11 protein-coding genes are annotated in these 12,701 nt (G+C 44.4%); 2 read left to right on the top strand and 9 right to left on the bottom strand.

All coding sequences use genetic code 11. The features are described 5' to 3' along the window. Positions 1-56: 56 nt before the first annotated feature. The 9 genes from QWT69_RS02040 to QWT69_RS02000 all read right to left on the bottom strand — a co-directional run bounded on the left by QWT69_RS02040 (position 57) and on the right by QWT69_RS02000 (position 11,263). Positions 57-1,148 carry a hypothetical protein gene (locus tag QWT69_RS02040; protein ID WP_317968484.1) on the bottom strand — a complete coding sequence of 364 codons (1,092 nt, stop codon included), beginning with the start codon at positions 1,146-1,148 and terminating at the stop codon, positions 57-59. A 71-nt stretch (positions 1,149-1,219) separates the two neighbouring features. After that, the gene (locus tag QWT69_RS02035; RefSeq protein WP_317968482.1) at positions 1,220-1,855 is read right to left on the bottom strand and encodes a YczE/YyaS/YitT family protein; all 636 of its coding nucleotides are present in this window, start codon (positions 1,853-1,855) and stop codon (positions 1,220-1,222) included. Between the two features lie 90 nt (positions 1,856-1,945). After that, on the bottom strand, positions 1,946-2,437 hold the full coding sequence (gene ybaK / locus QWT69_RS02030; RefSeq protein ID WP_317968480.1) for a Cys-tRNA(Pro) deacylase: 492 nt from the start codon (positions 2,435-2,437) through the stop codon (positions 1,946-1,948). 92 nt (positions 2,438-2,529) lie between these two features. After that, the gene (locus QWT69_RS02025) at positions 2,530-3,150 is read right to left on the bottom strand and encodes a hypothetical protein (RefSeq protein ID WP_317968478.1); all 621 of its coding nucleotides are present in this window, start codon (positions 3,148-3,150) and stop codon (positions 2,530-2,532) included. Positions 3,151-3,286: 136 nt separating this feature from the next. After that, positions 3,287-5,452 carry a DNA topoisomerase III gene (locus QWT69_RS02020; protein ID WP_317968476.1) on the bottom strand — a complete coding sequence of 722 codons (2,166 nt, stop codon included), beginning with the start codon at positions 5,450-5,452 and terminating at the stop codon, positions 3,287-3,289. A 122-nt stretch (positions 5,453-5,574) separates the two neighbouring features. Continuing rightward, entirely contained in the window at positions 5,575-6,873 is a 1,299-nt protein-coding gene (locus tag QWT69_RS02015) for a diguanylate cyclase domain-containing protein (protein WP_317968474.1), read from the bottom strand. A gap of 42 nt (positions 6,874-6,915) precedes the next feature. After that, positions 6,916-8,469 (bottom strand): putative bifunctional diguanylate cyclase/phosphodiesterase, encoded by a 1,554-nt coding sequence (locus QWT69_RS02010; RefSeq protein ID WP_317968472.1) that lies wholly within the window; start codon positions 8,467-8,469, stop codon positions 6,916-6,918. 221 nt (positions 8,470-8,690) lie between these two features. After that, complete coding sequence (locus tag QWT69_RS02005; protein WP_317968470.1) at positions 8,691-9,254, bottom strand: NADPH-dependent FMN reductase; 564 nt, start codon at positions 9,252-9,254, stop codon at positions 8,691-8,693. Between the two features lie 74 nt (positions 9,255-9,328). Beyond that, positions 9,329-11,263 (bottom strand): cation:proton antiporter, encoded by a 1,935-nt coding sequence (locus QWT69_RS02000; protein WP_317968468.1) that lies wholly within the window; start codon positions 11,261-11,263, stop codon positions 9,329-9,331. A 134-nt stretch (positions 11,264-11,397) separates the two neighbouring features. Here QWT69_RS02000 and QWT69_RS01995 point away from each other — a divergent pair, with 134 nt between their 5' ends. Both QWT69_RS01995 and QWT69_RS01990 read left to right on the top strand, forming a co-directional pair. Then, a complete protein-coding gene (locus tag QWT69_RS01995) occupies positions 11,398-12,453 on the top strand; it encodes a hypothetical protein (RefSeq protein WP_317968466.1) in 1,056 nt (351 codons plus the stop codon). 24 nt (positions 12,454-12,477) lie between these two features. Further along, on the top strand, positions 12,478-12,666 hold the full coding sequence (locus QWT69_RS01990) for an SE1832 family protein (RefSeq protein ID WP_317968464.1): 189 nt from the start codon (positions 12,478-12,480) through the stop codon (positions 12,664-12,666). The last annotated feature ends 35 nt before the right edge of the window (positions 12,667-12,701 follow it).

Below are 12,701 nucleotides of genomic sequence, written 5' to 3'. Positions count from 1 at the left end.
AACAAGTGATGCCTCTATTTTACCACACAGCGGCAAAACTAGCTGAATGGGCAGTTTCAGCGATCAATCATTTTCATCAGTTTTCCTGCTTTTTCGTCAAATGTTATTCTAACGATTGCTTTATCCATCACTTCGCGCAAACGGTTTTCCGCTTGTGCGAAAGCAAGCATATAACCGGTTCCATCCATAATTTTTTCCTTATAGCGGCTGTCGATTTGCTCGAGTTTGTTGTCTGCTTCCTCATCCGTCATACACATCGAAATAAGGTCAAGCACTTCATCACGCGGTCCTTCTGGATCATAGGCGTGCGGCAAGGTTGCATCGAAAATACAAACGGACAGCTCAGGGAATAGTACGAGGTCGACACTTGTCGGATCAAGTCCGCACCAACCGTACAACACATCAATCCCACGTGATTCTGCCTCTTTTCCAAGCGTTTTCAGCATCGTCGATTTACCTGTCCCCGATAAGCCTTTCATGAGCATCCGTTTTTTCATGCGGCTCGTGATGGACGGCAAGTAATCACGCGCACCACCCGGGGAAAGAGATCCTGCAATACGATGGGACACCGTCGAGTTCTTATGAAGTTTCATCGTGCCGAACAGGTCATTTTTCAAGGATTCAATTAGAAGTTCATGTTCATGCCACATCATCCTATCCATGTTCACTTGCTCTTTTTCTTCATGGATTGCTTTCGCCTCAGACATCGATTGCAACATTTTCAGTAATGTCTTATCACATTCATCCGCAATCGTCTTCAACTCCACTGCCCGACTGTGTAGTTGATCTACATCGAAGGCATCATAAAAACTGATGATACTATGACGCCCGCCAAGTTCCGTAGGCTCAATCGCTACCGGATGGGATGATTGGATGATGAACAAGTTGAATGCATTAATATAAATAGCATCTGTCCGATCCGGATCTGCCGGATTGTTAAAGCGATCGACGTCAAATCCCCTCTTGATGAAATACGAAGCGGCTTCATCAAGCAGAGCGGAAAGAGCATTTGTTGGCGGTGCCTTCAAAAAAATCGTCTTTTCCGAGGTGGCAATCAGTGTGTCATATTTATGTGCAATCCCAATTCCTGTATAGGCTGTCCCCATATATTCCGTAATTGTACCGTAGATGATAACCATCCTTTCCAATCAATTGATACAACTACCTTATGCCCAACCAACAAAAAAAAGCACGGCTTGTTCGCCTGTGCTCTAGGAAATTATTTCTGGAATAGGATGCTCTCTTCCTCTTTAATGATTTTCAACAGCAATCTTCTGCACTGCGGCAATGAATAGTGAACAATTTGACCAATGAGCAAAGCGATAATCACCGTACCGATTCCTACGGGTCCGCCTAGTAGCCATCCCGCTATTGCAACAATGACTTCAATCATCGTCCGTACTTTCTTGACACCAATCCCTAGTTTATCGACAAGGATGAGCATCAGGCTGTCACGTGGGCCTGCTCCGACATTCGGGGCAACGTAAATGCCGATGCCATACGAAAGGACGAGCACTCCGAACGTAAATATAATCACTTGGCCAGGTAACGTGCCGAAATCCGGCAATAACCAATTGAAAAGGTCAATAAATAAACCGATCAACACCATATTTAACCAAGTACCGATTTGCGGCCATTGCTTCAGTACGGCTGCTGTCACAAGTATGATGATGAACCCCGTAATGATACCCCAAGTGCCGATTGACAGACCGAAATTCCGGTACAGACCGACATGCAACACATCCCATGGTCCAATCCCTAGCCGTTGACCTTTGATTGTCATTGAAATACCGAGCGACATGATCATCATACCGACCAGGAAGAATATCCATCTCCACATAAATGTCTTTCTCATATACATTCTTCTTTCCGTGCCATCCTTCACAAGGATCACTTGATTTCACTACCCATTGTAGCACGAGCCATTCAGTGAAGATATATGTGTTTACTCCTTCACTACCGCGTGGAAAGAGGCTTCGGCTACTTTTGCAAGGTCAGCAGGCGCTAATTGCATTTGCAAACCAGGCTTCCCTGCACTGACGATCATCTGATTTAGACTCCCAGCAGAACTATCAATGACGGTCGGAAATTGTTTTTTCATGCCGACAGCAGAGCAGCCTCCACGAACATATCCCGTCTCCTTCGTCAGATCCTTGAGCGGAAGCATATCAAGTTTCTTTACACCGGCTGCTTTTGCTGCTTTCTTCAAATCCAACTCTTCGGCGACAGGAATAATAAAGACATATAGTTCACGTGGACTAGCAATCGTGACAAGCGTCTTATAGACGACTTTTTCTGATTGCCCCGTCTTTTCAGCGACCGTTACACCATCCAGATGAGCATCTTCGACTGCGTATTCAAACAGTTCATATGCTACATTTTCCGTCTCCAAAATCCGGACAGCATTCGTTTTAACCGATTTCTTCTGCTTTCCCATATCGTCACGCCTTTCGCATTTCCGAAATTAGTAAGAAGAAAAAAGCAGAGGTCTCATCATTTATGATGATTCACCCCTACTTTCACTTCTGTTTATGCAGTTTTATAAAAACTTGGCCTTTCCATGTTAAAACCGTTTCGCTTCGCGTCCACTTGAACTGAATAAGCGGAAATCGCCTTCGTGAACCGCTTCCGTTCCAGCAGTTCTTCCCGTTCCATTTCAGTTGGAAGTTCCATGGATGCCACTGGCAACGAAACGATTTGATTACGGACCGTTTCCACGTGATTACGGGACGCTTCCAGCTTCATCTGGGACTCTTGACGTTCCTGCAGTGCGATCCGTGCTTCTGTCTCCAGTATTTTAGCCGATGCTGTTGCTGCCAATTGTTGTTCGGCAGTCGTTTGCTCAGGAGATGAAATCGCGTCACGACGAACATCCCGCCATGCATCTACTGTTTCTTCCAACGTTTTGCCTAGCGGAAGTGCAATCTGCTTCACTTGCCCCGCGTCCAACTTTTTGAAATCACGGTTTTCCGGTGGACTGTCGAGTTCTATTTTCCCAGTCAACAACGCTTCCAAGTCACCGAGTGTTTTCTGATTGCGTCCATTATAAGTAGCTTGCCGGTCGTATGCATGCTCGGCAGTTCTGCGTCTCACCGCATCATATCGTTGCAATTGATCTCCAGCAAATGCTGAGGACATAATGGCATTCATGTTACTCACCTCCTGAGCTAGTTGTAGTTATTCTAATTATATCCATTTTTGAAGCGGTAATAAATCCCTCTAAAGAGCCATAATCTGATTATTTAAAAGGCATTATCGCCTGGTACCAACCGATTATGCACCTTATTTACTTATCAAATAGTTTTTTTAGCGCATCTGCCATTGCGGTATTCTCTGGTTCTTCTTGCTTTTTCATGAACTTCTGCACATCACGCTTATCCGCCTTCTTGCCGCCAGACCGCTCTCTCCGTTTTTCAAATGCAGACAACTTCTCGCGGTGACCGCATTTACAAACGAAAATCCTGCCGTCGCCTTCTCCTCGCAACTCCAGTTTCTTTTTGCAGTTCGGGCAACGTGCATTCGTCAATTGGGACACATTACGTCGATGCCCACACTCACGGTCCTGACAAACAAGCATCTTTCCTCTTTTGCCGTTCACTTCTAGCATAGCCTTGCCGCAGTCCGGGCACATCTTACCAGATACATTGTCATGCTTAAATTTTTTGTCATCCGTTTTAATTTCATGGACGGTCTTCTTCGAAAAGGCAATCATATCCTTGACGAACGCCTCTTTTTTCATCTTACCTTCAGCAATTTTCGTCAAACTCTGTTCCCACTCTGCTGTAAGCGCAGGAGATTTCAGATCTTCAGGTACAAGTTCAAGTAACTGTCTGCCTTTAGAAGTCGTGTAAATATCATTCCCTTTTTTCTCGATGACAAACGAACTAAACAGTTTTTCAATTATATCCGCACGTGTCGCTACCGTTCCAAGCCCACCCGTGTCGCCAAGCGTCTTAATCAAGTCCTTGGATTCACCCGCCATGAATTGGGATGGGTTCTCCATTGCGGCAAGTAGCGTTCCTTCATTGAAACGAGCAGGCGGCTTCGTCTGGCCATCCGTCATAATAACCGCACGAACTTCTACAGCCGCTCCTTTCGTGAACGGTGGTAACCGGTCGGAATCCTCTTCCTCTTCATCTGTGGAATAAACCGCTTTCCACCCTTCATCCGTCACGGTTCTGCCCTTCGCCTTGAACATTTCCCCGCCCACTTCAAGTTCCGCAGTCACTTGGTCGTAACGGAACGGACCGAAAAATACAGCTAAGAAGCGTTTGACGATCAGGTCATACAGACGCTGTTCCTTGTCAGACAAATTTTGCATGATTGGTGTTTCTTCCGTTGGAATGATCGCATGGTGATCGGACACGCGTTTGTCGTCTATTACACCTTTTTGAGGCTTCACCGACTTGCTTCGCAATAAGACATTGACCGATTTGCGATAAGCACTTATATCGACGGCTTTAATACGCTCTTTCAATGTACTTTCCATATCCGATGTCAAATGCTTGGAGTCCGTCCGCGGATACGTTACCGCTTTATGGCGTTCATATAAGTTTTGTAATGTCGACAGCGTCTCTTTCGCAGACCAAGACCAGCGTCGATGTGCTTCTTTTTGCAGTTCAGTCAAGTCAAACAGAGAGGGTGCTGGCTGCTGTTTCGGTACCGTTTTCACGTCCGTCACTTTCCCTGAATGGATACCGTCAAGCTTGGTAAGCAGGTTTTCAACCGTTTCTTTATTGAATGACTGCGTCTGACCGGTTTTATCAGACCATGTGAATCTTGCCGTTTCGGTAATTGCTTGTAAGCCATAATATGACTTAGGCTTAAATTCACGGATTTGCTTTTCACGTTCTGCAATCATACTAAGCGTCGGTGTCTGGACGCGCCCTGTCGACAATTGGGCATTGTATTTCACGGTTAGCGCACGTGTCGCGTTAATGCCTACGACCCAATCCGCTTCGGCTCGTGCGACTGCTGCTTCGAACAAGTTTTCATATGCACGACCGTCCTTTAAGTTTTTAAAGCCGTCCGTAATCGCCTTGTCCGTCACGGAAGAGATCCATAGCCGTTTAACCGGTTTGCGATTTTTGGCCATTTCCAGAATCCAGCGGGCGACGAGCTCCCCTTCACGCCCAGCGTCTGTTGCAATGATGATTTCCGTCACATCATTACGTCGCAATTGCGCTTTCACGACATTGAACTGTTTCGACGTCTGACGGATCGGCGTCAGCTTGAATGGATCTGGAATAATTGGGAGCAGTTCCAGTTTCCATTCTTTATATTCACTTCCATACCCTTCAGGATCTGCATGCGTGACAAGATGGCCAAGTGCCCATGTCACAATATATTTTGAGCCTTCTAAAAATCCGTTCCCTTTTTTATTACAGCCTAGCACTCTGGCAATATCCCTTGCTACCGAGGGCTTTTCGGCTAACACAACTGATTTGGACATTAAAAAATCCCCTTTCCTCATACTTCGATTATACGGGAGTTCAGTAATTGTTGCATGCCCTGGGACTAGATGATGACATGCGAAAAGGCCTTCCAGTTGCGCCTGGAAAGCCCTTGCAATTTTCACCCATTAATCTGTATACGGTTTCTGCCAGACGCTTTCGCTTCATACAGTGCCACATCGGCTTTTTTCAGCAGGGTAACATTTGTCAGATCCTCCGCTGAAGCCATCGCAAGTCCTATGCTCACCGTCACGGTCAATGTATGGTCAAGCAGCTTCCATTCATTCCGCATGACGCGGAGAATATTTGTAGCGATTGACTCCGCTGCCTCCATGTTTTTGACTTTAGGCAATATGACAGCAAATTCATCCCCGCCAAGCCTTGCGACAGTACTTCCCTCCAACGTCACTTCCTTTTTGAGGCGATCGGCAAACCCCTTAATGACTAGATCACCTGTATCGTGTCCATATTCATCATTAATCTGTTTGAATTTATCAATATCCATTAACATGAGTGCCAGTTCGCCGCCGTGGACCTGTTTGTGATCCAATGCTTCAGCGAGATTATTCAAGAATAGACGACGATTGGGCAGATCAGCCAATACATCATAATAGGCGAAATAGGTCAATTTACTTTCATATTCATATCGCGTCGTAATGTCGCGTGAGACCGCAACGAAGTGACTATAAGCACCAAGTTCATTAAAAACAGGTGAGCCATGCAGTTCAAACCAGAGCCAATTTCCGTCGCTATTTTGCATGCGATACTTCTCTTTCAACGGTTTCTTCAGCGAAACGGACAAATCGAATGCCGCTTTCAATTGTTGCTTTTCAACCGGATGGAGAAAGCTTGTGTAATACTTGCCGATGAACGCGGTGCTATCGATCCCGAGCAGTTCTTCGCAACTTGGCGATATGTAGTTTATTAGGCCTCTATCGCTAATTAAAGCGATAAGATCATGTGAATTTTCCGCTATGATCCTGAATTGGTCTTGACTTTCAACGAGTTTCTCTTTCGAACTTTTCAAAGCCAGTTCGGCCTGTTTTTTGCTTGTAATATCATGCACGAGGACGACAATGTATTGTACATCCCCATTTTCATCAAACAGTGGTGTTAACCAGCTTTGTGAATAAAAATGCGTGCCTTGTGGCGATAGAAAACTGTCTTCATAAGATAGTGCCTGCCGCGTCTGTATAACTTTCAAGTGGTTTGCCTCGAAGAATTCGAATTCCTCTTGCTTATGTACTTCCCTCAATGCTTTTCCGACCACATCTTTAGAAAGATTTGTCCGATCATTCGCTACGCGGTTTACATACGCATAATAAAGTTCTCCATCGCTTGCCACTTCAATAACCAATAATATATCTTTAATCCCCTCCATCAATACTTTATCTAGTAACAATCCTTTTGAATCATCCACTTTGATTCCCCCAAAACTATCTATTTCCATGACTGCACAACATCATTTTGATCTGACCGATAAAAACCGGAACATTTCTTCAGGTGGAAAAGGCTTGCTTATATGATAACCTTGTCCGTACTGGCATCCACATTCCCTAAGAGCTTCTTCCTGTTCTTGTGTTTCTATACCTTCTGCAATAAGTTCCAAATCCAAATTATTCCCCATGTCGATAATTGTTTTGACGATAGATCCTGTTTTTTCATGTTCGAGCATTTGTTGAATGAACGACTGATCGATTTTCAAACGATCAATCTGCAATGAACTAAGAACACTAAGAGATGAATAGCCTGTGCCAAAATCATCGATTGACAAGTTGACACCGATTTCCTTGAACCTTTTAAATATACGGTTTGAAAAGTTATGGTTCTGCATAAGAGATTCTGTGATTTCAAGCGTCAACTTGGATGCAGCTACACCCGAATCATCCAACGTTTTTTTAACGGTATCCGCAAAATTTTCTTCATAAATTTGACGTGTCGAGACATTTACCGCTATACAGAGGTCAGGCAATTCTGAGTGCCACTCTTTCAATTGACGGCAAGCCGTCTCCAGTACCCATTTTCCAATCGGAATGATCATGCCATTCTTTTCAGCAACCGGGATGAATTCAGCGGGTGATATGGAGCCTAACTCAGCATGTTCCCAGCGCAGTAAAGCTTCAAGACCCACCACACGCTTTGTCTGCAAGTGAATGATCGGCTGATAGACTAGATGCAACTGTTCGTTTTCAATTGATGTCCGCAGGCCGTTTTCCAATTTCATAGAGCGCACGGCGCCTGCTTCTTCCGTCAATGAATATAGACAGAATGTATTTCCTCCACGTTCTTTCGCACTATACATCGCTTTGTCAGCATTTTTCAGTAACGTTTCTGCATTATGACCATGCTCCGGAAAAACACTGATTCCAATACTTACAGTCGTATAGAGATTGTCCCCTTTAAACGTGAAAGGGCTTTCAAACAGTTCCAGGATTTCTTTTGCAAGCTTTTCGTATTGAGTTTCGTCTCTGTCTGGCGTGACAATGATAAATTCATCTCCCCCATGACGAAACAGTAAAGACTCCTCCGGCAGGAAGCTTTGTAGCCGGCTGGCGACTTCTTTTATGAACAAATCACCATATAAATGGCCCATCGTATCGTTAATAATCTTGAATCGATCCAGATCGATGAAAAAGATTCCTACGTGATTATGATAGGCTGGCAAAACAAGATGATCTAATGTATAAAATAAATTCGGGCGGTTCGGTAATTGCGTCAAAGAATCTGTATGTGCCAGTTCATTGTTTCTCACTTCAATCTCTTGAACTATTTTCTTGTTTTCTACTACCTGATACTCCAGTTCTCTGGCATAACGGTCAATTTGACGTAACAGATAGAGTAAAACCGGAATGGCGAAGATAAGAAAGATTGTCGTATCAAGCACGTCGTACCAAAAGACATTCTCAAATTTTAAACCGAACAGCCGAGTGATGACTTTTTCTAGCACATTCGGGATTATGATAATGGCGAAAAAAAATAACAAGAACCGTTTTTTTACGCTATGAGATCTTTTCATGTTCGCCTCCTTTCCATTACGATTCTCGCGTAATGCTCACTGTAAAAAAAACACAACAATACTACTGTTCTAACAATACTATAATTCGACAGTTTACGCAGTGCTTTTTTACTAAAAAAGGCTATCGCCTACCCCAAGTGTAGTTTGAAAAAGGTTCTTAAAAATTGTAAAAGCCTGCCAGCCCGGAACTCACCCCAGGTTGACAGGCCTATTCAATCGATTTAGTTGGCGTCAAGCATATCTTTCGAAAGATATTCACTCATCTCTGCATATTTTGCAAATACCCTGGCCAACTCCCGAAGTCGATTATGCACATCTTCATCTATAATCCGGTTATCTTGGTCAAAATGTCCCGCATGTGTATAGACATAATTAGGTGTTACAAGACAACGGAAATAATCCAATATCGGCTTGAGTTGATTTTCCACTACTAGATGGTGTTGATGTGTGCCACCATTCGCCACTATAGAAACTGGCTTATAACGCATCGTATGCGGATGAAGCATATCAAAAGCATTTTTCAAGACGCCGGGTATCGAACCTTGAAAAATCGGTGTAGCAAGAATGTAGCCATCAGCCTCTTCGAATTTCTTCACGAGTTTCTTCATGTCCTCGTTGTATTGTTCAGATGGACGTCCGTCCACGAATTGATGTTCATAACTTGCCAAGTCCATCCGTTCAATTGCAAAGTCTTTATTCGTCTCTCTTACATACGTTTCGACAGTGTCGAGCACGGCGCCCGTTTTGCTGCCGATAATCGTCCCGTCCACAAACAAAACTTTCAATGGTCATCCTCCTCAAAGCTGTTTCTCCATCTTTCATCCTACCATAACTGCCAAGTTGAATACTTACTTTGCGCTCATTTGGCATTTACGGTCGAAATCGGAGCGGCTCCAGGGATTTCACGTTTCGCTTCCGTCGGTTCTTCTGTGAACAGTTCTTCCAGTCGCTCGTAAGGAATCGACTTGTCACCGTGTTCTTCATCCAAACGTTCCTTTACACGTTCGATTGTCTTCGCCGGCGATGTCAATGCAATGATGGCATCCCCAGCAGTTGCCTGTAACTCCTCTGCAGGTGTAAAGAACTCGATTTCACCATCTGCCCGAAGAATATACAGCAAAATAGATTTGTCATCCCGTTCACGCAAGTATTGTGTATAGCTGTATTGCTTTGTAAGCAGCGTCTTACGGATGACGTGGCCTGCATGCATCCGCTCTTCCAATCCATAGATCGAAATCGCAGGCGTGAACAGTTGTTGGCCGCCTGTAATTGTGAATGTCTCTATATCCTTCCCGACATGGAAAGACGTCTGGAATAAGTTTTTACGTCCTAGATCCGGCGCGAAATCCGCACAAACATGCGCATTATAAATATCCGACTTCGTCATTGCGAGCATATAACGATATGGAGTCAAGTCGATATGATACTCAATCTGTTCAGAAAGAATATCTCCAACATAACTGTTCAATCCAAGTTTTCGTGCATCCGCAAGTCCTGCCCATGATTGGTCAAGAAGGAGAACTTCATTCCCTGTGTCTTTGATGGATTGCGCCAGCCCAGCTGCAAACTTCGAACCTCCAACAATCGCAACACCCGACTCATCTGTCGTCGTCAGATTCAACTTCTTGGCGACAAAACCAATGGAAAATCCGTGAAGTACCACGGTCGAGAGGACGAGAGCGAATGTCAAAGCTGTAAGTAGTTCTGCATCCTCGTACCCTTTTTCAAGCAAAATCGTCGCAAAATATCCCGACACGGTGAGCGCAACAATTCCCCGAGGCGCAATCCAACCGATCAACAACTTTTCCCGAACAGTCAAATCTGTACCGATTGTTGAAATCCATATCGATAGTGGTCGGACAACGAAAATCATCGCCGTCACGTACATGACAATGTACGGGTTGAAAATTTCGAGCAATACTTTCGGGTCAAGCGATGCGGTTAACATGACAAAAATTCCAGATATTAGTAAAACAGATATATCCTCTTTGAAATGACGTACGTCATTTAATGTTGTCAATCGCATGTTTGCCATCTTCATCCCCATTGCGGTGACGGCCAGTAATCCCGTTTCATGCATAATTTCATCCGAAAACACAAACACCGATAAGACGACAACAAATAAGATTGGTGCTTTCAAATATTCAGGAATACTTCCGCGCTCGAATGCATTTCCAATAATAAGTGCGGCAATCCATCCAAGGAAGACGGCAAATGCGGAAGCAGCAAAGAACAGCAAAAGAGCATTCAATGTCACTTCGCTATTAATGAATTTAATGAATTCAAATGCAAAAACAGCTAGTAATGCGCCAAACGGGTCGACAACAATACCTTCCCATTTCAGTATCGCGGCTACTCGCGGCTTCAGTTTTGCCTGTCTAAGCAACGGCAAAATGACAGTCGGTCCCGTCACGATGAACAAGCCCCCGATAATGAACGAAACTTCCCATGACAAGCCTGCTAAATAATGCGCAGCTAATGAACCCGCGATCCAGGCGATGAACGCACCAATCGTGACGATACGGGCGACAGGTTTACTGAACCCTTTTATCTCTCTAATGTCCAAGTTCAGACTACCTTCAAAAAGGATAATCGCAACGGCAAACGTTATTATCGGACCAAAAAGGTCACCCATACTTTCTTGCGGATTAATCAATCCGAAAATAGGGCCGACAAGCAAACCAGCTACCGCCATGACAACAATTGCCGGCATCCTGTATTTCCATGCCACCCACTGGGAAAGGATCCCTATAAGAATGACAAGCATCAGGTCAAACAACAATGAATCGAACATGGAAACACTCCGTTCCGTCTTAATTGAATGTTAGTTTACCACATTTCCGTCGGCATTCAATGTATTTGTACATAACTCGATTTATTGAATCATAGGGTGAAAAGGAGAGTGATTGTTTCATAGGTTTAGAAAGGGTGATTCCAATAGAAAATCCAAAGAAGAAAAATGTTGCCATCCATGTTAGCAGGTCAAATGGCAAAGGTTCTTATCCCGCTAGAAGAGCGGCTCTACTGGCCAACGAAATTGCAAAAACAGCGAACGTCCTATTCATTACTGGCGAGAATTCACCTACACCCCCTGACAAGTTCAAATCAATTGAGATCGGTAAAAACGCCAACTTGCTGCAGACGCTTGCGGTGCTACAACCGGATTTACTAATACGCGATACGGGCTCCACGATAGCAGAAGAGGTCGACAAAATTCGAGAAATCGTTCCATCTATTTTACATTTTGACGATTTCGGAGAAGGTAACTTGAAAGCCGATTTCGTCTTGCAGACTTTACAAGAAGATCTTACTGAAGGATATGCGGATCATCACATCGTTGACCGCAAGCTTTTCATCGCCAGCCCTTCATTGTCAGCATATGCAAAACACGGTTTACAGAAACCGCAACCTGGTCCCCTTCCACATCTCGTCATCTCTTTCGGCGAGGAAGATGAAGGAAATCTTTCTTACCGCGCTTTACGTCATGTATCCCAGTTGCACATCCCACTGAAAGTGACCATCCTAATCGGCGAAAAGTATACTCATGACGTAAGTACACTACAAATGATGGCGCTTAGCAGAAGAAATACTGCAGTCATTAAACCACCGTATAACTTTGAAGAACTATACGCAACAGCAGATGTCATCCTGTGCAGTTCCGGTTATATGCCGTATGAAGTTGCGGTCATGGGTATTCCATGCATCGTACTAGCCCAGAACGATTTTGAATTGGGACTGGCGTTTCCGAATGACAAGCAAGGATTCGCACATCTTGGACTCGGCCGCAAAGTGAAGCAATCGAATTTGCTGAACGCCATTATGGAACCACTTCTGCACGAGTCATTGCGCAAGCGTACGATCGAACGACAGCTATCTCTCCATCTCGGCGGCGGAATGGACAAAGTGCTTGAAACGGTCTTTTACTTATTGGAATACCCGAAACGTGGAACTGGCGGAAAAACAATGTCCGATATGCTACACTAAAGGAAAGCAAGGGAGGCTTTCCTTATGAATAAACGACAGATTGAATCTGAAATCGCCGAGTTGAAGATGGATTACATCAGCCTTCAAGGTGATATCGAAAAACTGGAATCGACAGGTCATGAAGATTCTGTTCATAAAGCTGAAGAAAGACTGGCTAAGATGGAAATTCGTCTTGCCGAGTTGAATGAACAGCTGGACGCTAGTACGGAATGATAAAAAGGACGTACGGAATCGAGCTCTTGATTCCA

It is taken from the genome of Sporosarcina oncorhynchi (assembly GCF_033304615.1).
GTDB classification, from domain to species: Bacteria; Bacillota; Bacilli; order Bacillales_A; family Planococcaceae; genus Sporosarcina; species Sporosarcina oncorhynchi.
Note: the sequence above shows the minus strand (reverse complement) of the source record. Positions and strands in the feature narration are given on the sequence as shown.